Source organism: Rhodococcus sp. 15-725-2-2b (genome assembly GCF_002259075.1).
Taxonomy (GTDB): Bacteria; Actinomycetota; Actinomycetes; order Mycobacteriales; family Mycobacteriaceae; genus Rhodococcoides.
The window spans coordinates 228845-251300 of sequence record NZ_NPFL01000017.1 but is presented as its reverse complement, the minus strand read 5'-3'; the positions used below and the strand labels follow the sequence as shown (position 1 = coordinate 251300).

Annotated in this window: 22 protein-coding genes; 3 read left to right on the top strand and 19 right to left on the bottom strand. The window is 65.9% G+C overall.

The features are described from left to right. Positions 1 to 4 precede the first annotated feature (4 nt). From CH306_RS19250 to CH306_RS19240, 3 genes are all read right to left on the bottom strand, one after another. On the bottom strand, positions 5 to 1027 hold the full coding sequence (locus tag CH306_RS19250) for a sulfate ABC transporter substrate-binding protein (RefSeq protein ID WP_032394555.1): 1023 nt from the start codon (positions 1025 to 1027) through the stop codon (positions 5 to 7). Between the two features lie 201 nt (positions 1028 to 1228). Then, entirely contained in the window at positions 1229 to 1318 is a 90-nt protein-coding gene (locus CH306_RS29845; protein ID WP_327205197.1) for an Ms4533A family Cys-rich leader peptide, read from the bottom strand. A 118-nt stretch (positions 1319 to 1436) separates the two neighbouring features. Then, positions 1437 to 1670, bottom strand: a complete 234-nt coding sequence (locus CH306_RS19240; RefSeq protein ID WP_045194654.1) for a hypothetical protein — start codon at positions 1668 to 1670, stop codon at positions 1437 to 1439. A 147-nt stretch (positions 1671 to 1817) separates the two neighbouring features. On the opposite strand from CH306_RS19240, the gene CH306_RS19235 reads away from it, so the two are divergent. Continuing rightward, a complete protein-coding gene (locus CH306_RS19235; protein ID WP_373453500.1) occupies positions 1818 to 3809 on the top strand; it encodes a glycoside hydrolase family 15 protein in 1992 nt (663 codons plus the stop codon). Between the two features lie 10 nt (positions 3810 to 3819). Here the strand turns inward: CH306_RS19235 and CH306_RS19230 are convergent, their stop codons facing one another. Continuing rightward, complete coding sequence (locus CH306_RS19230) at positions 3820 to 4827, bottom strand: nitronate monooxygenase (protein WP_094647566.1); 1008 nt, start codon at positions 4825 to 4827, stop codon at positions 3820 to 3822. Positions 4828 to 4978: 151 nt separating this feature from the next. After that, positions 4979 to 6826 (bottom strand): translation elongation factor 4, encoded by a 1848-nt coding sequence (gene lepA / locus CH306_RS19225; RefSeq protein WP_045194648.1) that lies wholly within the window; start codon positions 6824 to 6826, stop codon positions 4979 to 4981. Positions 6827 to 6976: 150 nt separating this feature from the next. Here lepA and CH306_RS19220 point away from each other — a divergent pair, with 150 nt between their 5' ends. After that, positions 6977 to 7546 carry a type II toxin-antitoxin system PemK/MazF family toxin gene (locus CH306_RS19220; RefSeq protein ID WP_032394560.1) on the top strand — a complete coding sequence of 190 codons (570 nt, stop codon included), beginning with the start codon at positions 6977 to 6979 and terminating at the stop codon, positions 7544 to 7546. 48 nt (positions 7547 to 7594) lie between these two features. On the opposite strand, the gene CH306_RS19215 is transcribed toward CH306_RS19220, so the two are convergent. From CH306_RS19215 to CH306_RS19205, 3 genes are read right to left on the bottom strand one after another with little or no spacing between them, the layout of a single operon-like run. Further along, complete coding sequence (locus tag CH306_RS19215) at positions 7595 to 8425, bottom strand: transglutaminase family protein (protein WP_032394561.1); 831 nt, start codon at positions 8423 to 8425, stop codon at positions 7595 to 7597. Positions 8426 to 8433: 8 nt separating this feature from the next. Next, the gene (locus tag CH306_RS19210; RefSeq protein ID WP_032394562.1) at positions 8434 to 9408 is read right to left on the bottom strand and encodes an alpha-E domain-containing protein; all 975 of its coding nucleotides are present in this window, start codon (positions 9406 to 9408) and stop codon (positions 8434 to 8436) included. Then, the gene (locus CH306_RS19205; RefSeq protein ID WP_230596688.1) at positions 9409 to 10980 is read right to left on the bottom strand and encodes a circularly permuted type 2 ATP-grasp protein; all 1572 of its coding nucleotides are present in this window, start codon (positions 10978 to 10980) and stop codon (positions 9409 to 9411) included. A gap of 355 nt (positions 10981 to 11335) precedes the next feature. Between CH306_RS19205 and rpsT the strand changes: the two genes are divergently transcribed. Further along, a complete protein-coding gene (rpsT, locus tag CH306_RS19200; protein ID WP_027497522.1) occupies positions 11336 to 11596 on the top strand; it encodes a 30S ribosomal protein S20 in 261 nt (86 codons plus the stop codon). Positions 11597 to 11725: 129 nt separating this feature from the next. Here the strand turns inward: rpsT and holA are convergent, their stop codons facing one another. From holA to CH306_RS19145, 11 genes are all read right to left on the bottom strand, one after another. Continuing rightward, on the bottom strand, positions 11726 to 12700 hold the full coding sequence (holA, locus tag CH306_RS19195; RefSeq protein ID WP_176459078.1) for a DNA polymerase III subunit delta: 975 nt from the start codon (positions 12698 to 12700) through the stop codon (positions 11726 to 11728). Between the two features lie 52 nt (positions 12701 to 12752). Further along, entirely contained in the window at positions 12753 to 14345 is a 1593-nt protein-coding gene (locus tag CH306_RS19190) for a ComEC/Rec2 family competence protein (RefSeq protein ID WP_094647564.1), read from the bottom strand. After that, positions 14342 to 15223 (bottom strand): ComEA family DNA-binding protein, encoded by an 882-nt coding sequence (locus CH306_RS19185; RefSeq protein WP_094647562.1) that lies wholly within the window; start codon positions 15221 to 15223, stop codon positions 14342 to 14344. Before CH306_RS19185 ends, CH306_RS19190 begins: the two co-directional genes overlap by 4 nt. Before the next feature lie 109 nt (positions 15224 to 15332). Then, a complete protein-coding gene (locus CH306_RS19180; RefSeq protein WP_094647560.1) occupies positions 15333 to 16181 on the bottom strand; it encodes a DegV family protein in 849 nt (282 codons plus the stop codon). Then, a complete protein-coding gene (octT, locus tag CH306_RS19175) occupies positions 16178 to 16927 on the bottom strand; it encodes a diglucosylglycerate octanoyltransferase (protein WP_094647558.1) in 750 nt (249 codons plus the stop codon). Before octT ends, CH306_RS19180 begins: the two co-directional genes overlap by 4 nt. Continuing rightward, the gene (locus CH306_RS19170; protein ID WP_094647556.1) at positions 16914 to 17567 is read right to left on the bottom strand and encodes a histidine phosphatase family protein; all 654 of its coding nucleotides are present in this window, start codon (positions 17565 to 17567) and stop codon (positions 16914 to 16916) included. Before CH306_RS19170 ends, octT begins: the two co-directional genes overlap by 14 nt. After that, positions 17564 to 17953, bottom strand: coding sequence for a ribosome silencing factor (gene rsfS, locus CH306_RS19165; RefSeq protein WP_032394567.1), 390 nt, complete (start codon positions 17951 to 17953; stop codon positions 17564 to 17566). Before rsfS ends, CH306_RS19170 begins: the two co-directional genes overlap by 4 nt. After that, positions 17950 to 18663, bottom strand: a complete 714-nt coding sequence (nadD, locus tag CH306_RS19160; RefSeq protein WP_045194641.1) for a nicotinate-nucleotide adenylyltransferase — start codon at positions 18661 to 18663, stop codon at positions 17950 to 17952. The genes rsfS and nadD overlap by 4 nt, the downstream gene beginning before the upstream one ends. Positions 18664 to 18770: 107 nt before the next feature. Continuing rightward, complete coding sequence (locus CH306_RS19155) at positions 18771 to 20186, bottom strand: vWA domain-containing protein (protein WP_094631094.1); 1416 nt, start codon at positions 20184 to 20186, stop codon at positions 18771 to 18773. A 1-nt stretch (position 20187) separates the two neighbouring features. After that, a complete protein-coding gene (locus tag CH306_RS19150) occupies positions 20188 to 21069 on the bottom strand; it encodes an AAA family ATPase (RefSeq protein WP_032394569.1) in 882 nt (293 codons plus the stop codon). A gap of 45 nt (positions 21070 to 21114) precedes the next feature. After that, positions 21115 to 22392: a glutamate-5-semialdehyde dehydrogenase gene (locus tag CH306_RS19145; RefSeq protein ID WP_094647554.1), complete on the bottom strand. Its 1278-nt coding sequence runs from the start codon at positions 22390 to 22392 to the stop codon at positions 21115 to 21117. Positions 22393 to 22456: the final 64 nt, after the last annotated feature.

Sequence of the window (22456 nt, the reverse complement as noted above, 5' to 3'; positions counted from 1 at the left end):
ATCGCTACCGAGTACTTTCCTGATAGATCGTCGTGATCGCACCGCTGTCACCGAACAGATCGGCATCCACCTGGGTCCAACCACCGAGATCATCGATGGTGTACAGCTGTTCGGGGGTGAAGAACTTGTCGGAGTACTCCGACGCGATGTCGGGGTTCGTCGGTCGGAAGCCCGACTCCGCCCAGATCTTCTGCCCCTCGTCGGTGTAGATGAAATCGTTCAGCGCATTGGCGCGGTCGAGGTTGGCACTGCTGTTGATCACGGCCACTGGATTGTCGATGCGGAACGTGACGGGAACGTCCACGTGCTCGACGTTCTGTCCCTGCTCCTCGATGAGCAGCGCCTCGTTTTCGTAGCTGAGCAACGCATCACCCTGGCCCTGCAGGAAGGCTTCGGTTGCGGCGCGGCCGGATTCGGGCTGAACCGGGAAGTGATCGGCGACGAGGGTGCGAACGAAATCGAGACCGGCCTGCCTGTCCTGGCCGCCGTTGCTCTTCGCCGCGTACGGGGCGAGCAGGTTCCACTTGGCCGAGCCCGAGCTGAGCGGGCTGGGGCTGATCACCTGAACGTCCGGCTTGATCAGATCGTCCCAGGTACGAATGTTCTTGGGGTTGCCCTCGCGCACGACGATGGTCACCACGGAGCCGAACGGCACTCCGCCGTAGGCATTCTGGTTCCAGTCCTCGTCGACCTTGCCCGCCTGCACCAGACGGGTGATGTCAGGTTCGACCGAGAAATTGACGATATCGGCGGGTGCGCCGTCGGCCACCTTGCGAGACTGATTGCCCGATGCGCCGTAGTCGGCGTTGATCGCCGTGCCCTCGCCGTCCTCGGTGGCTGCGAACGCCGGACCGATTGCGTCCCAACCGTTCTTGGGTACGGCGTACCCTACGAGAGTCAATGCGGGACCGCTGGCGGTGTCCGGCTCACCGCCGACGACGTCACTCGATCCACCCCCGCATGCAGTGAGGAGAAGGGTTCCCACGGCCGCGAAGGTGGTCAGTAGGTAGCGAGAGTTGTGCCTCATCGAGAGAGGACCTTTCGTGATGATGTGCAGTGAATGCGAGCTGGGCAGAAGTCGACATGGCCGAAGTCGAACCGGAGCACCACCGTGTCCGCGTGCCATCGCGAGATCACCGTGAACCACAGAGGATTCGCCACGAACCCGACCGCGAGATGCAGGCACGCGGGCAACGGATCGACGGAACCGATTCGACGAAGGAAGAAATCAACAACAGTCGATATCGGCGACTGCCAGGATGCCGACAGCAATCAACGCCAACTGATGGCGGACGCGGTACTCGGCGGCAGAAGACACGGTCAGGAATCTAGCAGAGGATCCGGACCGACTCTAATCGGCTAGCGAGTCAGCAACCAGGCGATGACAACCAGCACCAGGAGCGCGATGAGCGCCAACGTGACCCGAGACCGAGGCATTACTGTCCATCCTTCGTCGTAGTGGTGGTCGCACCCGTCAGCTCCGCGTCGCGAGCAGCCCGTGCATCACGCCCGAGCAGGTGCAGAACCACCGCGAGCACGCGATCGAAGACACGTGCCAGCAGGAACGCGGTAGGCACGATGACCAGCAGCACGACTATCGACTGTGGCACGAACGGCAAACCCGTCACCCACAGTTCGACGCCGTCCCACCAGCGTGCGATCGATTCCACCCTCGCAGCTTAAACCAGCTCGTTCCGCTCTCACGCCACGCCGACCGACGACCAGCAGTGGACGCATGCCGTGGATCGGTCGATGATTACGCCATGACGGCATACGAAGATGTTTCGCCAGTGCCCCCGGTGGCCGACGAGCCCGCCATGGGGTCGGGGCATCCAGGTCTGGGCGGGGTCGAAGTTCAGGGAGCGTTGGGCAGCACCGACGCACCGGTGTCCACCCTGACGTCCTATCGCAGTGCCTTTCCGCCGATCGACGACTACGCGTTCCTCTCGGACTGCGAGACGACCTGTCTGATCGCTCGCAACGGATCGGTCGAGTGGATGTGCGTGCCTCGCCCTGACTCCCCCAGTATCTTCGGCGCGGTCCTCGATCGCAGTGCGGGACACTTCCGGGTCGGGCCGTACGGTCAATCGGTGCCCGCAGCGCGGCGATACCTGCCCGGTGGCCTGATCGTCGAGACGACGTGGCAGACCGAAACCGGCTGGCTCGTGGTGCGCGATGCACTCGTCATGGGACCGTGGCACAACACCGACCAGCGCTCTCGTACTCACAAGCGCGCACCGAGCGACTGGGACGCCGAGCACATCCTGCTGCGCACCATCAAGTGCGTCAGCGGAACGGTCGAACTCGAGATGAGCTGCGAGCCGGCCTTCGACTACCACCGCGCGCCCGCGAAGTGGGAGTACACCGGCAAGGTGTACGAGGAAACCACCGCCACCTGCGAGGCCAGCGCGGGCGGTGATCAGCCCACGTTGAAGCTGACCACCAACCTCCGCATCGGCATCGAAGGGCGCGAAGCCCGCGCCCGCACCCGAATGACGGAGGGCGACAACGTCTTCGTTGCTCTCTCGTGGTCGGATCTGCCTGCGCCGCAGACGTTCGACGAAGCCGCGGACAAGATGTGGCGCACCTCCGAATGCTGGCGGCAGTGGATCACGATCGGCCGATTCCCCGATCACCCGTGGCGGGGCTACCTGCAGCGCAGCGCCCTGACACTCAAGGGTCTGACCTACGCCCCCACCGGTGCCCTGCTGGCTGCGTCGACCACGTCGCTTCCGGAAACCCCTGGTGGAGAACGTAACTGGGACTATCGCTACACATGGGTGCGTGATTCGACGTTCGCGCTGTGGGGCCTGTACACACTCGGACTCGACCGCGAGGCCAACGACTTCTTCGCGTTCATGTCCGACGTGGCGACAACGGCGAACGGCGAGGTCAATCCCCTCCAGGTCATGTACGGCATCGGCGGCGAGAAGACGCTCGACGAGAGTGAACTGCCGCACCTGTCCGGATACGACGGCGCACGTCCGGTACGTATCGGCAACGGAGCCTACGACCAGGAGCAGCACGACATCTGGGGCACGATGCTCGATTCGGTGTACCTGCATGTCAAGTCGCGCGAGCACGTCCCCGAATTCCTGTGGCCCCTGCTCAGGCGGCAGGTGGAGGAGGCGATCGCCAACTGGCGCAAGCCCGATCGCGGCATCTGGGAGGTGCGCGGTGAACCGCAGCACTTCACCTCGTCGAAGCTCATGTGCTGGGTTGCGCTCGACCGAGGTGCCAAGCTCGCCGACATCCACGGCGAGACGGAGTATTCGGCCAAGTGGAACGAGATCGCCGACGAGATCAAGGCGGACATTCTCGAGAACGGCACCGACTCTCGGGGTGTTCTCACTCAGCGCTACGGTGACCCGTCGCTGGATGCGTCACTGCTGCTGGCTCCGCTGCTTCGGTTCCTGCCTGCCGAGGACGAACGCATTCGTGCGACTGTGCTGGCCATCGCCGACGAGTTGACCGAGGACGGCCTGGTCCTGCGCTACCGAACCGACACCACCGACGACGGTCTGGCGGGCGAGGAAGGGACGTTCACGATCTGCTCCTTCTGGCTCGTGTCGGCGCTGGTCGAGATCGGCGAACTTCCTCGCGCCAAGCACCTCTGCGAGCGTCTGCTCGGGTATGCGAGCCCACTCAAGCTCTACGCCGAGGAGATCGACCATCGCACCGGCCGTCATCTCGGCAACTTCCCGCAGGCGTTCACCCATCTCGCGTTGATCAACGCGGTGGTGCACGTCATCCGCGCCGAGGAAGCTCAGGTGGCAGGGCACTTCCAGCCCGCCCACTCCAACCCCTGAGCGGGAGGGCTCAGCGGCCGAGTTGCCTCGCCCATTCGGCGATCAGCTCGGCCGCGGGCTTCGCCTGTGCCCGGCGAAAACCGGTGCCGGCCCACATCGAGAGTCCGGACGGATCACCCGCAGCCGCGGCCTTCGCCCGCATCGGCGCGGTCAGGTAGTGCAGATCGGGATACGCCAGTGGTGCGGCCTCGGAGTTCTCGCGCATGAACTCGTTCACCAACCCCCGCGCAGGTCGGCCGGAGAACGCCCTGGTCACTGCAGTGTCGGAAGCGACCGTCAGTTGCTGTCGATGCACCGGCTTGGTGCCGGCCTCGGGTGTGTTCAGAAACGCGGTTCCGAGCTGCGCGGCATGTGCGGCACCCGAATCGAGCAGTGGCGCAATGTCGTTGCCGTCCATCAGTCCGCCGGCGGCGATTCGCGGTAGATCGGATATCTCACGCACCGCGGTCAGCAGTTCGGTCAGCGGCTCGTCGGGGGCCGAGCCGTCGAAGGTGCCGCGATGCCCGCCCGCTTCGGGTCCCTGCACCACGAGAGCATCCACACCGTTGGCGGTGGCCACCGACGCGTCCGACGCGGTGGCGACGGTGGCCCACACCTCTGTTCCTACGGCGTGCAGTTGCGCGACTTCGTCCGCGTCGAACGTCGCGAACGTGCTCGACACCAGCGGTACCGGGTGCGCGAGCAACCAGGCGAACTTCTCGGCGTAGAAGTCGTCGCGTCGGACCAGCTGTCCCGGCTCCGCGTCGAAACGCTCGAACCAGGACGCGAGGTGCTCGGCATAGGACTTCACGTCCGCACCCGATGGTTCCTCGGGCAGGAAGAGATTGACTCCGAACAGCAGATCGCGGACCGAATCGATCTGCGCCGCAAAGGCGTCGGGGGTCAGCAACGCACCGGCGATCATGCCGAGCCCACCCGCCTCCGAGACTGCACGGGCGAGTTCGGGAGTACTCGGGCCGCCTGCCATCGGCGCACCGACGACGGGAACACGTAACTGCTTCAGAATCGGGGTCGTCACAGTATCGAAATGTACTCGCGCGCCGTTCGTGACCGGATTCGGTGGGGACCGCGCGCCCCTGCTGACAACTGCGCGCCCCTGCTCCGAGGTGAGCGGGGGCGCGCAGTCGGCAGAAAGGGTGTGAGGTCGCTGCCGGCGACCAGGAGCTGCTCTACTTCTTCGGCTTGTCCGACGAGGATTCCGAGGACAGAGCGGCGACGAAGGCTTCCTGCGGCACCTCGACGCGACCGATCGTCTTCATCCGCTTCTTGCCTTCCTTCTGCTTCTCGAGCAGCTTGCGCTTACGGCTGATGTCACCGCCGTAGCACTTGGCCAGCACGTCCTTGCGGATCGCGCGGATGTTCTCGCGGGCGATGATGCGAGAGCCGATGGCGGCCTGGATCGGTACCTCGAACTGCTGACGCGGAATGAGTTCCTTGAGCTTGGTGGTCATCTTGTTGCCGTAGGCGGCAGCAGCGTCCTTGTGCACGATTGCCGAGAACGCATCGACGGCTTCACCCTGCAGCAGGATGTCGACTTTCACCAGCGCGCCGCTCTGCTCGCCGATCTCCTCGTAGTCGAGGCTGGCGTATCCACGCGTCCGGGACTTCAGGATGTCGAAGAAGTCGAAGATGATCTCCGCCATGGGGATGGTGTAGCGCAGCTCCACTCGGGTCTCGGACAGGTAGTCCATACCGCCGAGTTCTCCGCGTCGTCCCTGGCAGAGTTCCATGATGGAGCCGATGAACTCGCTCGGCGAGATGATGGTGCACTTGACCATCGGCTCGAACACTTCCCGCGCCTTGCCCTCGGGCCAGTACGACGGGTTGGTGACGATGTGTTCGGCACCGTCTTCCATTTCGACGCGGTAGACCACGTTCGGCGAGGTCGAGATCAGGTCCAGGTTGAACTCCCGCTCGAGCCGCTCGCGGGTGATCTCCATGTGCAGCAGACCGAGGAAGCCGCAGCGGAAGCCGAATCCCAGCGCGACGGAGGTCTCCGGCTCGTAGGTCAGGGCCGCGTCGTTGAGTTGCAGCTTCTCGAGTGCGTCGCGCAGGTCGGGGTAATCCGAGCCGTCGAGCGGGTAGAGGCCCGAGTACACCATCGGACGGGGTTCGCGGTAGCCGGTCAGCGGCTCGGTCGCGCCCTTGCGGAAGGTGGTGACGGTATCGCCGACCTTGGACTGGCGGACGTCCTTCACACCGGTGATGAGGTAGCCCACTTCGCCGACGCCGAGGCCCTTGGTGGCCTTCGGATCGGGAGAGACGATCCCGACCTCGAGCAGCTCGTGCGTCGAGCCGGTCGACATCATCGTGACCTTCTCGCGCGGGTTCAGCGCACCGTCGACGACGCGGACGTAGGTGACGACGCCGCGGTAGGTGTCGTAGACCGAGTCGAAGATCATCGCGCGGGCCGGGCCGTCGGGATTGCCGACCGGGGCCGGAACCAGCTTGACGACCTCGTTCAGCAGTTCCTCCACGCCCACACCGGTCTTGCCGGACACGCGCAGCACATCGTCGGCCTCGCAGCCGATGATGTGGGCGATCTCGGCGGCGTAGCGATCCGGGTCGGCAGCGGGCAGGTCGATCTTGTTGAGCACCGGAATGATGGTGAGCTCTTTGTCCAGGGCCAGGTACAGGTTCGCGAGCGTCTGCGCCTCGATGCCCTGCGCGGCGTCGACGAGCAACACCGCACCCTCGCAGGCCTCGAGTGCGCGCGACACCTCGTAGGTGAAGTCGACGTGGCCTGGCGTGTCGATGAGGTGCAGCACGAACTCCTCACCGTCGACGACCCATGGGAGCCGGACGTTCTGCGCCTTGATGGTGATGCCGCGCTCGCGCTCGATATCCATCCGGTCGAGGTACTGAGCGCGCATCGACCGGTCGTCGACGACGCCCGTGAGCTGCAACATCCGGTCGGCCAGCGTCGACTTGCCGTGGTCGATGTGGGCGATGATGCAGAAGTTCCTGATCCTGGACGGATCGGTGAACGTCGTGTCGGCGAAGCTGGGCACTCGTATCCTTCGGCTGGCGTGTTCGAAATGAGCGAACGGGTTTCCCTATCGTCCCACGCCGAGAACGGTGCGCCGTCCCCGGCTGTCCGAGTCGGGTGTTCACGTTGCCGCGGTTCGGGCGATGAGCAGCAGCGTCTGCATCGCTACACTCGCCGCATGGCTGGCAACTGGAGCAGATTCGGCAAGGAACTGGGCAAGATCGCGATGCGCGAGGGACCTCGGCTGCTGCGTCAACTGCAGAAGTCCGGAGCCCTGCAGAAGGGCAAGGACGCGATCAGCGGAACGGCCGCGCGCACGTCCGCTCCGGCACCTCGTCCGGGGCGTCCGGTGGCATCGCAGACCAGACCTACAGCGCAGCGCGCCCGCACCATCGAGTACTCCCCCGACCTGGACGGCAAGGCCGACCCCGGTGAGATCGTCTGGACCTGGGTCACCTACGAGGAAGATGCCAGCCAGGGCAAGGACCGCCCGGTGCTGGTCATCGGACGCGAGGGCAACGACCTGCTCGGCCTGATGTTGTCGAGCCAGAGCAGCCGCGACGGAGACCGTGACTGGCAGTCGATCGGGTCCGGGTCCTGGGACGCCGAGGGCCGACCGAGCTGGATTCGACTGGATCGAGTGCTCGATGTGCCCGAGGACGGCATCCGCCGCGAGGGTGCGATTCTGAGCAAGCCCCAATTCGATTCCGTCGCAAACAGATTGCGTCGCGACTTCGGCTGGAACTGATGCGCGCGCGTTGTGCGTCCCGCGAAGGACGCACAACGCGCATCGGGCTCACGCCAACCGGGTGATTTCCACGACCACGTCGAGAGCCGTCGAACCGCCGCCGGAGAAGATGCCCTTCAGCGGTGGCACGTCGGCATAGTCACGGCCGAGTCCGACCGACACGTGCTGCTCGTTGACGGCGATCGCGTTGGTCGGGTCGTAACCCCACCAGGCGCCGGTCCACGCCTCGATCCAGGCGTGGCTCTGGCCCTCGACGGTCGCACCGATCGCGGCCTGCTTCTTCGGGTGCAGGTAGCCCGAGACGTACCGGCTGGGGATGCCGATGCTGCGCAGCATCAACAACGTCAAGTGGGCGTAGTCCTGGCAGACGCCCTTCTTCTCCGACCACGCCTCGACGGCCGAGGTGTGCACGCCGGTGGTCCCCGGCACGTAGGACATCTCCTGGTTGACCCAGTTGGCGATCTCCACCACCGATTCCTGCGGCGGTAGGCCCTTGGACAGCTTCTTCGCCACCGACGCCAGTTGCCTGTTCTTCGGCACGTACTCGGTGTTGTCGAGGACCTCGTTGAAGCGATCGATCACCTGCTCGCTCGCGAGCTCCTCCCAGGAGGCGTTCTCGTCCGGGTAGACGAAGGGGTCGGTCTCGACCACCGACGATCCGGTGACCTCGAGCTCGGTGTGCGGTGCGTGCAGGTCGAACGCCGTCACCGCTGTGCCCCAGTAGTCGGTGTAGCGGTAGGAACGCGTCACCGGGTCGGTCTCGACTCGGTTCAGAATCACGTTCTGCCGGTTGTCACTTCGCGGCGTCAACCGAGCCTCGTTGTACGACGACGTCACCGGTGCGTCGTACTGATAGCCCGTGGTGTGCACGACACGCATACGCCAGCTCACAGTTCACCTTCCAGTTGATCTTCGAATGTTCCCGAGCCGGCGTCCGTCCACGCAACCCACGGAGCTGCATGGAAATACTGCTTGGAGATCGCGTCACCGAGTTCACGGCAGGTTTCCTGCAGGGAGAGCAGGCGCTCCTGCAGATCGTCGAGAATTTCACCGGGACGAAGGAATTCGAGTTCGCTACGAGCGCGGCCGAGTAGGCGCTGCGCTTCGGCGCGTGCACCGACTCGACTGTTGGGCTGATGGTCGAGCTGATCGAGCGAACGTTCCGCCTCGTTGAGTGCGTAGAACACCGAGCGCGGAAAGAGCCTGTCCAGCAACATGAATTCGAGAACTCGCTGGGCGTCGAGCGCGCCGCGGTAGGTGCGCAAGTAGGTGTCGTGAGCACCGGCGGAGCGCAGCACCGTGACCCAAGCCGGCGACGACGGCCGGTCACCGGCTCGCGAGAGCAACAACCGAACGATCATGTCGATGCGCTCGACCGAGCGACCGAGCAGGAGGAAGCGATAGCCGTCGTCGTGACTGAGGGTGGAGTCCGCGAGACCGGCGAACATCGCGGCGCGCTCCTCGATGTAGCTGAAGAACTCGGCCGGGCCGGTGCGCTTGGACGCCCTGATGCGCTCGTTCAAACCGTTGTACGTGGTGTTCAAGCACTCCCACATCTCACTGGACGTGACTTCTCGTGCACCACGGGCGTTCTCACGTGCGCTGGACAGTGAGTCCACGATCGAACCCAACCCGTCCCGGCTGAAGGCGACGACCTCGGTGAGCGACCACACGTCGAGCGAGACGTCCGGCTCGTGCTTGAAGCCGAGCACTCGCAACAACACTCGCGACGTGTGGTCCGGATCGACCGTGGCGTCCTCGAGAAGCTGGTGGACGGTGACGTCGAGAATGCGGGCGGTGTCGTCCGCTCTCTCGACGTACCGTCCGATCCAGTAGAGCGACTCTGCGTTGCGCGCGAGCATTTACTGTCCACCGCCGTTCGAGTCCGAGTTCGTTGCCTGCTGTTGCTGCTGCTGTTGCTGCTGCTGTTGTTGCTGTTGCTGATTCATCTGCTGGTCCATCGTCAGCTCCGGGCCCTGTTCGGCCATCGGCGACTCCGGTGGAACGCTGACGATCTCCTCGCCGGCGAGCTCCTGCTCCTCCAGAGAGGTTCGGGTGGCGAGTACCCAGGTGTCCTTGCTGCCGCCGCCCTGGCTCGAGTTGACCACCAGGGATCCCTCCGGCAACGCAACCCGGGTCAAGCCGCCGGGCAACACCCAGACGTCGTCGCCGTCGTTGACGGCGAACGGCCGCAGGTCGACGTGGCGCGGTACCAATCGATCGCCGATCTTGGTCGGCACCGTCGAGAGCTGCACGACGGGCTGGGCGATCCAACCGCGCGGATCCGCGCGAACCTTCTTGCTGATCGTGGCGAGTTCCTTCGGCGAGGCGTCGGGCCCGAAGACGATGCCGTAGCCGCCCGAGCCTTCCACCGGCTTGATGACCAGTTCGTCGATGCGGTCGAGAACTTCCTCGCACTCGTCGTCGAGCCAGCACCGGAACGTGTCGACGTTGGCCAACAGCGGCTTCTCGCCCATGTAGTAATCGATGATGGTCGGCACGTAGGTGTAGACGAGCTTGTCGTCGCCGACGCCGTTCCCGACAGCGCTCGAGATGACGACGTTGCCTGCCCGAGCGGCATTGACCAGACCTGCAACTCCCAGCACCGAGTCGGGACGGAACTGCATGGGGTCGAGGTAGTCGTCGTCGATGCGTCGGTAGATGACGTCGACCTGACGCTCGCCCTCGGTGGTGCGCATGTAGACGATGTTGTCTCGGCAGAACAGGTCGCGTCCTTCGACGAGCTCGACGCCCATCAGTCGCGCGAGCAGCGAGTGCTCGAAGTACGCCGAGTTGGCGACGCCAGGAGTGAGAACCACCACGGTCGGGTCGGCCTCGTTGAGGGCGGCCGACGCGCGCAGTGCCCGCAGCAGATGCGAGGCGTAGTCACCGACGGCGCGGACGCGGTGGCTGGCGAACAGATCGGGGAACACCCGGGCCATGGTGCGACGGTTCTCCATGACGTAGGACACGCCCGACGGTGACCGGAGGTTGTCCTCGAGGACACGAAACGTGCCCTGCGCGTCGCGAATGAGGTCGATGCCCGCGACGTGGATACGCACACCGTTGGGCGGCGTGATGCCGACCGCCTCTCGGTGGAAGTGCTCGCAGGAGGTCACCAGCCGCTTGGGTACCACTCCGTCGCGCAGGATCTCCTGGTCGCCGTAGATGTCGGCGAGGAACATCTCGAGAGCTTTGACGCGCTGCTTGATGCCGCGCTCGAGACGTGACCACTCGCCCGCCGCGATGACACGGGGTACCTGGTCGAGCGGGAAGGGGCGTTCCTGGCCGGACAGAGAGAAGGTGATGCCCTGGTCGATGAAGGCTCGTCCCAGCGCGTCGGATCTCGCATCCAGGTCCACCGCGTTCGCCGGGGCGAGTGCGGTGTGGATGCCCTTGTACGGAGTTCGGGTGCGCCCGTCGGCGTCGAACATCTCGTCGAAGGCGAGACTGTACTTTCCGACGTCGGAATACCCGCCGAACACTCCGTCGGCTTCGGGTTCGTCACGATCCGCTGACTTGGTTTTGGTCGCTTTGGCCTTGGTGGTGGCATGCGTTGCCGATCGCGGACTCATTCTGGCCATGTTGCTACAGAGACAGGAGTTAGGCGCGGTAGAAGCGTTAATTTCTTGAAACGCATCGTCACCCCGGTCCGGATTGGGTTCTGGCCGATCGTGCTGGTATTCTCGATCTTCGGCGCAGGGCTCCAACGCTCAGCAGCAGACTTCGGGCATTCCAGCATGGATCGCCCTGACCGGAATACCGACGAAGACGACAAGGATTTTACGCGTGGCCAATATCAAGTCCCAGAAGAAGCGGATTCTCACCAACGAGCGTGCACGCCTGCGCAACCAGTCGGTGAAGTCCTCCCTTCGCACCGTCATCCGCTCGTTCCGCGAGGCACAGGCTGCGGGCGACAAGGACAAGGCTTCCGAGATTCTTCTCGATGCAGGCCGCAAGCTCGACAAGGCCGCCAGCAAGGGCGTCATCCACAAGAACCAGGCAGCCAACAAGAAGTCGGCACTGGCTCTCGCAGTCAACAAGCTCTGATACCTCTCTGAGCTCGATCGAGCCCGCCGCATCCGAGAAGGACGCGGCGGGCTTTCTCGTGCGCCGAACTTCCAGTGCGCAGGGCTTGTCCTGCGCTGTGCCTGTCCTGCGCTCTGCGGTCGGTCGACGCTACCTGCCCAGTGATGCGACCTCGGCCACCGCTTTCTCCACTGCATAGTCCGCGTCCGCTGCCTGACCCTTGACGTCGGCGTTCAACTGCGCCACCACACGCAGCGCCTGGGCGATGGATCGACCGTTCCACCCGCGCGCCTGACCCTGCGCCTTCTTGATCTTCCACGGCGGCATGCCCAACTCCCCTGCCATGCGGAAGGGGTCGCCGCGGCCCGCCGAACCCACCAGCGCGATCGTGCGGACGGCGTCGGCCAACGCATCGGCGAGCAACACGTGCGCCACGCCCCGGTGCATGGCCCACCGCAGAGCCTCCAGCGCGCCGGCTCGGTCTCCGATCACCGCCTTGTCTGCGACGTCGAACCCGGACACCTCGGCCTTGCCGGAGTAGTACCGACGCACCGCGGCGAGATCGACCTTGCCCCCGGTATCGGAGACCAACTGCGAACAGGCCGACGCCAATTCACGAAGTTCGTTGCCCACCGACTCGACGACCGCCTCGATCACGTCGCCGCTCACCCGGACGTCGGCGGTACGGAACTCTCCGCGTACGAAGTCGATACGTTCGGCGGGCTTGGTGAGCTTGGCGCACTCGTGCACCTGAGCACCGCATTTCTGCAGCGCACCGACCATCGCCTTGGCCCGGCCGCCGCCGGAGTGCATGACCACGACCACTGCACCCTCGGGCGGATCGGTAGCGGCGTCGAGTACCAGAGCAGCAGCGTCCTTGCCTGCCTCGGCCGCGGCCTCGAGCACCACGACACGATCCTCGGCGAACAGCGAGGGACTGAGCAGTTCGGCGAGTTCCGGGGCACTGGCATCACCGGTGCGCAACCGCGTGACCGGCAGGTCCTCCCCCGGAATCGCAGCATTCGTACGCACCTGAGCCACGATCGCGGCTACCGCGCGATCCATCAGAAGTTCCTCGTCGCCGAGGACCAGATGCAGAGGAGCCACACTCGAAGTCACGACCATGATCGTGCCATGTGCGACCGACACTGCGAGCATCCGCTCGAAGACCGAGCGGTCACCAGAGAACGTGCGCCGTCCACATCGCGAGTGTCGCCATCGCCACGGCCGCGGCCGTCCATCGAAACACCCTGAAACGCAACGCCGTCAGCAGCGCGGTCGTCGAGAACGCTGCCAGTGCTGCGCCCCCGACGCCATCGGGGACCACGACGCCCGCGCCCGGCACCGACGCGGCCCTCTCTGCCACCGTGATCAGCCACCACAGCGGTGCCGACACCAACTGCGCGATCAGCTCCGCGAGCGAGGTGCTGGCGGTGGCGGTCACGGCCGTCAGAAAGCCCACCACGGTGATCGGAGCGACGACCGGTGCCACCAGCACGTTCGCGGCCACTCCCACTACGCTGAACGTTCCTGACACGGCCGCGACCATCGGCGCCGTCACCGCGTGCGCTGCCGCGGCGACCGCCACCACTTCCGCTGCGGCTCTCGGCCAGCCACGGGCCCGAAGCCAGTCGACCCAGATCGGAGCGACGAGTACGAGCCCGGCGGTGGCGAACACCGACAGCACGAACCCGACGTCCACCGCGAGCCTCGGCCACCACGCGAGCAGCCCCAACACCGCACCGCACAGTGCCGGTACCGCTTGCCTGCGCCTGCCGGTGACCAACGCCACCAAGCCGATCGACCCCATCACTGCCGCCCGCAGCACACTCGGCGACGGCCGGGCCACGATCACGAACGCCACGAGTACGACGAACGCCACCGCGACCGTGGTGCGGGGTCCGACCCCGACACCTCGCAACACCAACAGAATCGCACCGATCAGGATCGAGAAGTTCGCTCCGGACACAGCCGTCAAATGTGTGAGGCCTGCCGCCCGAAAATTGTCCGATACCGTCTCGTCCAGCCGCGACACGTCGCCGACCACAAGACCGGGCAGCAGACCCGCACGATCGGGTGGCATCGAATTCTGCGCCACCGCAGCCAAATTCGATCGGAAAGTGCCGGCCGCAGCAGAGATCGTTCCAGGCTCGTCCACGGTCACCGGCGGACCCGAAGTGCGGATCACGGCCACGGTCATGTCCGACCGAATCGGCTCGCCGAGCCTGCCCCGCACGGTGACCACCTGGCCCGGCAGCAATGCCGACCAACTGGACTCCGGTGCGATGATCGCCACCATTCCACCGACGTTCCACGCCTCGCCGCCCACGTCGACGCGCGTCATCGCGGCCTTCACCATCACGGTCGCGGGCCCGGGAGCCGTCAGACGGCGCGGGTCCTCCGCCGGCCGCACCGTCGCGGTGATCCAGGCTCGGTTCTCTGCCGCCGCCGCCACGGGATGCTCTGCCAGCGAGCGCATCTGAAGCCAGATCGCTCCCCCGAAGCACAGCGCCAGCACGATCACCGCCGCCGCACCGGACCGACTCGGACCCGGCCAGGCACGCCGAGCAGACAACCCGTGCAGTGCCACCGCGAGGAGCAGCACCACTGCAACCGCCGAGGCGGTAGCAGCCAGGGCAGCAGCGGGTCCTCCGAGAATCCCGACCGCGGTGATCGACCAGCACACCGCAGCGGCCGGAACCAGTCGCACGTCGAACGGCAGAAGATCCTCGGTCTGTGGCGCAGGGGCGGACTCGGCACCGGTGGTCATCCGACGTGCACCAGGTCGCGGATCTTCGCCAGTCTGCCGGGCCCGATGCCGTCCACCTCGGACAACTGATCCACGGTTGTGAAGCGGCCGTTGATCTCTCGCCACTTCACGATCGAAGTCGCGGTGACCGGCCCTACCCCGGGCAACGCGTCCAGTTCTGCCACGGTCGCGGCGTTGAGGTCCACCGTCCCACCGGGCGCGGAACCTCCGACCCCGGCCGGTACGCCGCTACCGTCTGTCGATGCCTCGATCTCGGATGTCGTACTGCTGACCGGTGGAGCTGCCTCGGGCGGCACGACGCCGACGACGACCTGATCACCGTCGGCGACTCGCGCGGCCATGTTGAGCGCCAGCAGGTCGGCACCCTCGACAGCGCCGCCTGCCGCGGCCAGCGCGTCGGCAACTCGCGAACCCGGTTGCAGCCGAACCAATCCGGGACGCGTCACGAGCCCGACGACGCTCACCACGAGTTCGGCCTCGGCGGTCGGCACAGAATCCACCGTGCCATCGGTATCCACCGTGCCATCGCTGTCCGAGCTGTCGGTCGCGACCACAGCGAGGGGTGGTGCCGGTGCGGGACTCGGTGCGTCCCTGGCCACCGCGAATCCCGCGACCAGCACGACGAAGACTCCGGCCGCCGCCATCGCCAGCGCCCCCTGTTTCCCCGGGTTCACGCGGGCGGATCGCCACCGCGCCGGCAGCAGGGCCGACCACGGGGCACCTTCTCGTTGTGCTTCCGGCAGCAGCCAATCCGGATCCGTGGACTCGGCGTCGGGTCGCACGCCCTCGGGCACGGCACGATTGCGGGAGGAATCGTGTTGTCTGCGCACGGAGTTCAATCGCGCCACCGTGTGCGCCCGATCGTCGTTGCCGCCCATGCTCGAAGACGCTAGTGCGCACGATCGGTTCGTTCACCGAGGACTGCAGGTCGCAGACTGCCCTGTGTACGAACCCGGAGGCTGTGGATGAACGCGGGACGCGACGCGCCTATCGACGTCCGGACGCCACGACGACACCGACCGCGCCCGGGCCTACGTGAGCACCCAGAACGGCACCGAAAGGATAGACGTCGATGCTGGTCGAATGCGGTATCCGGGAGGTCAGCATCGCGGCTACGTCCTCGGCCCGCTCGGGGCACTGCATGTGGTGCACCGCGAGCGCAACCCCCGATTCGTCACCGACCTCCTCCGCCGCAGCGACGGCTGCATCGACCAGCTTGGTCAGCGCCTTGGACGAGGTCCGCGTCTTCTCCCGCAACACGAGTTTGCCGTCGGTGATGTGCAGGACCGGCTTCATCGCCAGCGCCGTGCCGAGCAAGGCGGCAGCGGCACCGATTCGGCCGCCGCGTCGCAGGTGGTCGAGTCGATCGACGACGATGAAGCATCGCGACGTCGTCGACGCGGCGACGGCGTCGCGGTACACCGCGTCCAGTTCTGCTCCCCCGGCGGCGGTGGCTGCCGCAGCCAGCACTGCGAAGCCCAGTCCCATTCCGGCCGAGGCGGAATCGACGACTCGGACGGCCGAGCCCACGTGATCTGCGGCCTGGCGCGCAGCTTCCCAGGTGCTCGACAGTCCCCGAGAGATGTGCAGTGCCACCACACCGGCACCTCGACTGCGTTCGAGAGCCGCGGCGTAGACCTCGGTGAGCTCACCCGGAGAGGCCCCCGCAGTGGTCACCTGCTTGCCCGAAGAGGACTGATCGGGAATCTCGTCGATACCCTCACGGTGGTCGATTCCGTCGACCAGCACGTGCAGTGGCACCAGCGTGATGCCTCGCTCTGCGGCGAGTGAGGCCGGCAGGCAGGAGGAGGAGTCGGTGACGACGGCGACGGTCACGGCGTTTCGGTCATCGATCGGGCGGCGGCGACGGGTCGCAGCACCTCGAGCATCGCATCGGCGACTGCGATGTGGGCGTCCCATCCCCAGTGGATGCCGTCGGGGTTCGCGTCCTCGGACTCGATGTTCGGTCGTACGGCGTCGGCGAGGTCGACCATGGGGACGTTCCTGTCCGAGCTCCACGCACGCAGTGCGCGTACGGCGGGTTCGCGACCGGAGTGCACCTTGCCGTACGCATCGCAGCGGTGCACCGATGGATAGGTTCCGATGACGGGAAGTTCGGGACGCACGTACGCCAGTGCCGCACGGGTCTGTTCCAGATACTCGACGCTGAGCCGCGGCGGCAGCGCGACGGGCCAACCGAGATGCGACAGAACGGGTTGCACCGCTTGGTATCCCGCGCGAACCACGCGCCGCAGGGCAGGCGGTCGGACGTATCTGATCTGCTCCCGGAGCGCAGTCGGCAGCGGTGACGGGAGCGAATCCATGCCGCCGATTCCGAGCACGACGGCACCGGCACGGGGAATGGCTGCCCACACTCGCGGATCCTGGGTCAGGGCCCACCACGCGTCACGACTCGTCCAGCCGATGCGCGCAACCAACTCGACCGTCCAATCCAGTTCCGCTGCAACGAGATTGGGCCACAGTCTCGGGTCGTCGACGGGCAGTCCGCCCTCGGGTCCGTAGTAGCTCAACGAGTCCGCGAGGACGAGCAGCGCGGGCCGCGCCGTCTCAGAGGACGTCACTGGCCACCCGCGCGGAGGCGTTCCACACGTCCAGTCGCCAGGACGGGTTCTCGCCGGGGCCGTGCGCGCCGAGCTGAACCCAGCTGGTGTTCGCGAGGCCTCCGAGTACCGGCCAGCGATCGGTCGGTAGATCGAGCAGCGCGGCGGTGAGCGCCGCGATCAGACCTCCGTGCGCGACGAGGACGAGCGGTCGCTCGCTGCCGCCTGCACCCCACTCGGGGACGCCTGCCGTGAGTTCACGAACCAGCGGCACGCTGCGTCGGGCAACGTCGATGCGGCTCTCCCCACCGGGTGGGGCAATGGTGGCGTCCGCGCGCCAGGCCGGTCGTGCCCCGGGAGCGATGTCGTCGACCTCGGTGTGGGTCAGCCCCTGCCACTGACCGAGATGGGTCTCGCGCAGACGCTCGTCCGTCGACACCGCCACACCGGCTGCGTCTCCGAGCGCGGTCGCAGTGTCCAGAGCTCGCCGCAGATCCGAGGAGACGATCCTGATCGGATCACGCGTCGCCAGCTCGGCGGCGGCCGTCTTCGCCTGGCTGCGGCCGAGCTCGGACAGATCGGTGTCGAGCTGACCCTGCATGCGGTCGGTGGCGTTGTACTCCGTCTGACCGTGCCGAAGCAGGATGAGCCGTCTGATCATTGCTCCGATTCCGGAGCCGGATGCTGTCCGAGACCGGGAACCTCGATGGTCGGGCAGTCCTTCCACAACCGCTCGAGCGCATAGAAGTTCCGCTCCTCGTTGTGCTGGACGTGCACGACGATGTCGGAGTAGTCCAGCAGCGCCCAACGGCCTTCTCTGGTGCCCTCGCGGCGGACCGGCTTGTGTCCGGCCTCACGCAGCTGGTCCTCGATGTTCTCCACGATCGCGTTGACCTGACGCTCGTTGGGCGCGGAGGCGATGACGAAGCAATCGGTGATGTAGAGCTGATCGGAGACGTCCAGAATCACCACGTCGCCGGCCAGTTTGTCGTCGGCTGCGAGCGCGGCGATCCGCGCCATCTCGGCGGCTTCGGCTGTTGCAGTCACTTCGGTGTACTCCCACTCGTATGGCTCGGGTTCTCGGTCATTGCGCTGGTGACCGACCCTGCCGGTTGCTTCTTCTGGGGCGCTGGTTCCGACATGGTGACGGATCCGTCGAGACGCTGAGCGCCTCGTGGTCTGTAGAGATTCCTCTTCGAGATGTATTGCACGACGCCGTCCGGTACGAGGTACCAGACCGGCCGATTCTCACCGGCTCGAAGTCGACAGTCCGTCGACGATATCGCGAGTGCAGGGATTTCCATCAATGTGAGAGTGTCGGCGGGTAGCGATCGAAGGTGGTTGGCCAGATGTTCGACGCCGAGCTCGAACCCGGGACGCGAGACGCCGACGAACTTGGCGAGCTCGAACAACTCCTCCCAGTTCTGCCACGTGAGGATCGACTCGAGCGCGTCCGCGCCGGTGATGAAGAACAGCTCGGCATTGGGATGCTGCGATCGCAGATCGCGCAGGGTGTCGACGGTGTAGGTGGACTTCTCCCGGTCGACGTCCACCCGGCTGACCGAGAATCTCGGATTGGACGCCGTCGCGATGACGGTCATCAGGTAGCGATCCTCTGCCGGGCTGACCGACTTGCCTTCCTTCTGCCACGGGTTTCCGGTGGGGACGAAGATCACCTCGTCCAGAGCGAACTTGTTCGCCACTTCGCTGGCGGCGACGAGGTGCCCGTGATGAATCGGGTCGAAGGTGCCGCCCATCACGCCCAAACGGCGGACGGACTGCCTACCGGTATCGTCGCCGGGTTCGGATTCGCGCTGCACAACCGCCGATTCTACGTCCGGGTTGCCGCTGGGCGTCACACGCCTCACACCGGAAGCAGACGCGAGACCACGGTGGCGAGCTGCTGAGCCGATCGGCACTCGTGCATCGCGATCACGCCGGAGTACACCTTGGCCGCCGAATCGCCGGAACCCCACTGCGATTTCGGTTCCGGATTGAGCCAGTACGCATGCTTGGCCACCGACACGATGTGCGCCAACGCCGGCAGCTTCGGCTCGCGGTAGTTGGTGCGGGCGTCACCGAGAATCAGCACCGAACTGCGACTGGTGACCGCATGGGCGTACTTCTCGTCGAACGTCGTCAGTGCATGGCCGTAGTCCGAGTGTCCGTCGTACGTCACGAGATCGGATTCGCCGATGATTCGGCTCATCGCGGCTCCGAGATCGGAACCGGAATCGAAGAATCGCGTCACCTCGTCGGTGGAGTCGATGAACGCGAAGATGCGCACGCGCGAGAACTGCTCGCGTAGTGCATGCACCAGCAGCAGAGTGAAATTGCTGAATCCTGCCACCGAGCCCGAGACATCGCACAGCACAACGAGTTCGGGGCGTGCTCTCCGAGGCTTGCGCTCGACCAGGTCGATCGGGACGCCGCCGGTTGACATCGACTTGCGCAGCGTGCGACGCAGATCGATCGAGCCGTGTCTGCTTCGGCTGCGCCGCACCGCAAGTCGCGACGCCAGCAGCCGGGCGAGAGGGGTGACGTTACGCCGCAGCGCCGCCATCTCGGTGTCCGAGGCCCGCAGGAAGTCGACTTCCTCGGCGAGCTTGGGCACCCCGTAGCTCGCTACCCGCTCACGGCCCAGCTTCTCTGCCGAACGACGCCTCGTCTCGCTCTCGACCATCTTGCGTAGGTCTGCGATACGTTGCGCGGCAGTGCGTTTGGCGACCTCGGACTCGTAGTCGTCGGTGGGGCGATCGGGCGCGTTTTCGCTGCGCCCGAGCAATCCGTCGAGAATCTTGCGCAGCAACGTTTCGGGCGCAACGTCGCGCAGGGCCTGATACGCCGAGAACGAAGGCCCGTTGGAGGACTTGTACTGTCCGAGTTCCTCGACCATCTGCGCAGCCAGCATCTGGGTCAACTCCGCGGCCTCGGCCGAGTCGTCCGAGAGCAGATCCACCAACAGCTCGCGGAGCGCATCGATGTCGACGTCGCCGGCGTCGGTGCGAGGCAACGCGGTATCGATCTGCCCCGAGTCCCTGGTGCCCGATGCAACCGGAAACCACAGGTCGAACAGGGCGTCGAAGACTCCGCGATGCGTCGGCCGGCGCAACAGTGCACAGGCCAGACCCTCGCGCACGGCCTCCCGATCGAGCAGGTCGAGAACCGACAGGACGCGTCCGGCATCGACCGTCTCCGACGGCCCGACCGAAATTCCACGCCGACGCAGCGCATCGACGAAACCGACGAGGTGACCGGGAATTCCGTGCGGGGCCTGCATGTCAGTTGAGCCGGAGTTCGGCTGCCGCGCGGACCTGGTCCGACTGATGCTTGAGCACCACACCGAGTGTGGAGCGAACCGCATCGTCGTCGAGGGTGTCCATACCGAGCGCCAACAGAGTGCGTCCCCAGTCGATGGTCTCGGCCACCGAGGGCAACTTCTTGAGCTGCATCGCGCGCAGTACCCGCACGGTCTTGATCATCTGCTCGGCGACGGCCTCGGGCAGTTCGGGAACCCTGCTGGCGAGAATCCGGCGCTCGAGGTCGGCGTCGGGAAAGTCCAGATGCAGGAACAGGCAGCGACGCTTCAGGGCTTCGGACAGTTCACGGGTGGCATTGGAGGTGAGCACCACGAACGGCGTCCGCTCGGCCACGATCGTGCCGAGTTCGGGAATGGTGATCGCGAAGTCGCTGAGCACCTCGAGCAGCAGACCTTCGATCTCGACATCGGCCTTGTCGGTCTCGTCGATGAGCAGAACCGTGGGATCGGTACGACGAATCGCCTGCAGCAGCGGCCGCGCCAACAGGAATTCCTCGGAGAAGACATCGAGCTTGGTCGAGTCCCAATCGGCCGCGGTACCGGACTGGATGCGCAGAATCTGCTTGGCGTGGTTCCACTCGTACAGCGCGCGAGCCTCGTCCACACCCTCGTAGCACTGCAGCCGCACCAGTTCGGCCCCGGTCGTCTGCGCGACGGCACGGGCCAACTCGGTCTTGCCCACTCCCGCCGGACCTTCGATCAGCAGCGGCTTGCCGAGGCGATCGGCGAGAAACACCGAGGTGGCGGTGGCCTTGTCGGCCAGATAGCCCGTCTCGGCCAGGCGCCTCTGGACGTCGTCCACGCTGGCGAACAGCGGGGGTGTCGTCGGTAGGGCACGATCCATGTCACAGCTCCTGATGATCGGGTCTGGCCGGTACTTCGAGGGGTGTCAGTCTCGGACGTGTCCGTCGCCCCACACGGTCCACTTGGTCGAGGTCAATTCGGGCAATCCCATGGGTCCACGCGCGTGCAGCTTCTGAGTCGAGATACCGATCTCGGCTCCGAAGCCGAATTGCTCTCCGTCGGTGAACGCCGTGGACGCGTTTACCATCACCGCGGACGCATCGACCCGCTGGGTGAACTCGCGCGCGGCACCGATGTCGGCGGCGACGATCGCCTCGGTGTGGCCGGTGCCGTATCGGTCGATGTGCTCGATCGCCTCGTCGATACCGCCGACGACCTTCAGCGCGATGTCGAGGGAGAGGTACTCCTGCGACCAGTCCTCGTCGCGCGCAGGCACGAGCCCGGGCAGGTCCCCGTGCACAGTGACGCTGTGCATCTGGAACGCCTGGAGCAGCCGGGGCACCATGGTCTCGGCGATCGCGGAGTCCACCAACACGGTCTCGGCGGCGTTGCAGACGCTGACCCGTCGGGTCTTGGCGTTGAGCACGATCTTCTCGGCCGTCTCCGGATCGGCAGAAGCATGGATGTACACGTGGCAGTTTCCGACGCCGGTCTCGATGGTGGGGACCGTTGCGTCGCGCACGACCGCAGCGATCAGTCCTGCTCCACCGCGCGGGATCACCACGTCCACCAGTCCGCGCGCCTGGATGAGGTGGGTGACCGTGGCACGGTCGGCGCTTCCGAGAAGTTGCACCGCGGCCTCGGGCAGACCGTGACCGCGCAACGCTCCCTGCAGTGCCTCGACAAGTGCCGCGTTGGACCGTGCCGCCGACGACGAACCACGAAGCAGCACCGCGTTGCCGGACTTGAACGCGAGACCGAACGCGTCGACGGTGACGTTGGGCCGAGCCTCGTAGACCATGCCCACCACGCCGAGCGGAACTCTCAGTTGCCGAATCTCCAGCCCGTTGGGCAGCGTCGAACCACGGATGATCTCGCCGATCGGATCGGGCAGCCCGGCCACCTGTCGCAGACCGGCGGCGATGCCGTCGATGCGCGACGCGGTCAGCCGCAGGCGGTCCAGCAGCCCCTCGTCGGTACCGGCCGCTCGCGCGTTCTCGATATCGACTGCGTTCGCGGCGAGTACCGACTCCGTTGCAGCGACGACCGCGTCGGCCGCGGAATGCAGCGCAGCGTCCTTCTCCGCAGTCGTCAGCAGCGCGAGCGCGCGTGATGCGGCGCGCGCTCGGCGGGCTGCGGCGTGCACGTTCTCTCGCTCGTCGGCAGTCGTGGTCACCGGTTCGGCCGAGACGGAAGCTGTCATGAACTACACACTAATAGGGGCCGGGAATGAAGCTGCATCGCCGCGTCGTTGCAGCACAGCGTGA

What these genes read in the sequence shown, in the direction of transcription:
- CH306_RS19250 (WP_032394555.1), bottom strand. Translation starts at nt 1,027, where the DNA reads ATGAGGCACAACTCTCGCTACCTACTGACCACCTTCGCGGCCGTGGGA.
- holA (WP_176459078.1), bottom strand. Translation starts at nt 12,700, where the DNA reads ATGGTCGTGACTTCGAGTGTGGCTCCTCTGCATCTGGTCCTCGGCGAC.
- CH306_RS19220 (WP_032394560.1), top strand. Translation starts at nt 6,977, where the DNA reads ATGGCTGGCAACTGGAGCAGATTCGGCAAGGAACTGGGCAAGATCGCG.
- CH306_RS19190 (WP_094647564.1), bottom strand. Translation starts at nt 14,345, where the DNA reads ATGACCACCGGTGCCGAGTCCGCCCCTGCGCCACAGACCGAGGATCTT.
- CH306_RS19150 (WP_032394569.1), bottom strand. Translation starts at nt 21,069, where the DNA reads ATGGATCGTGCCCTACCGACGACACCCCCGCTGTTCGCCAGCGTGGAC.
- CH306_RS19235 (WP_373453500.1), top strand. Translation starts at nt 1,818, where the DNA reads ATGGGGTCGGGGCATCCAGGTCTGGGCGGGGTCGAAGTTCAGGGAGCG.
- CH306_RS19170 (WP_094647556.1), bottom strand. Translation starts at nt 17,567, where the DNA reads ATGATCAGACGGCTCATCCTGCTTCGGCACGGTCAGACGGAGTACAAC.
- CH306_RS19215 (WP_032394561.1), bottom strand. Translation starts at nt 8,425, where the DNA reads ATGCGTGTCGTGCACACCACGGGCTATCAGTACGACGCACCGGTGACG.
- CH306_RS19155 (WP_094631094.1), bottom strand. Translation starts at nt 20,186, where the DNA reads ATGCAGGCCCCGCACGGAATTCCCGGTCACCTCGTCGGTTTCGTCGAT.
- CH306_RS19205 (WP_230596688.1), bottom strand. Translation starts at nt 10,980, where the DNA reads ATGTTCGACGCCGACGGGCGCACCCGAACTCCGTACAAGGGCATCCAC.
- CH306_RS19210 (WP_032394562.1), bottom strand. Translation starts at nt 9,408, where the DNA reads ATGCTCGCGCGCAACGCAGAGTCGCTCTACTGGATCGGACGGTACGTC.
- nadD (WP_045194641.1), bottom strand. Translation starts at nt 18,663, where the DNA reads ATGGGCGGCACCTTCGACCCGATTCATCACGGGCACCTCGTCGCCGCC.
- CH306_RS19185 (WP_094647562.1), bottom strand. Translation starts at nt 15,223, where the DNA reads ATGGGCGGCAACGACGATCGGGCGCACACGGTGGCGCGATTGAACTCC.
- CH306_RS19145 (WP_094647554.1), bottom strand. Translation starts at nt 22,392, where the DNA reads ATGACAGCTTCCGTCTCGGCCGAACCGGTGACCACGACTGCCGACGAG.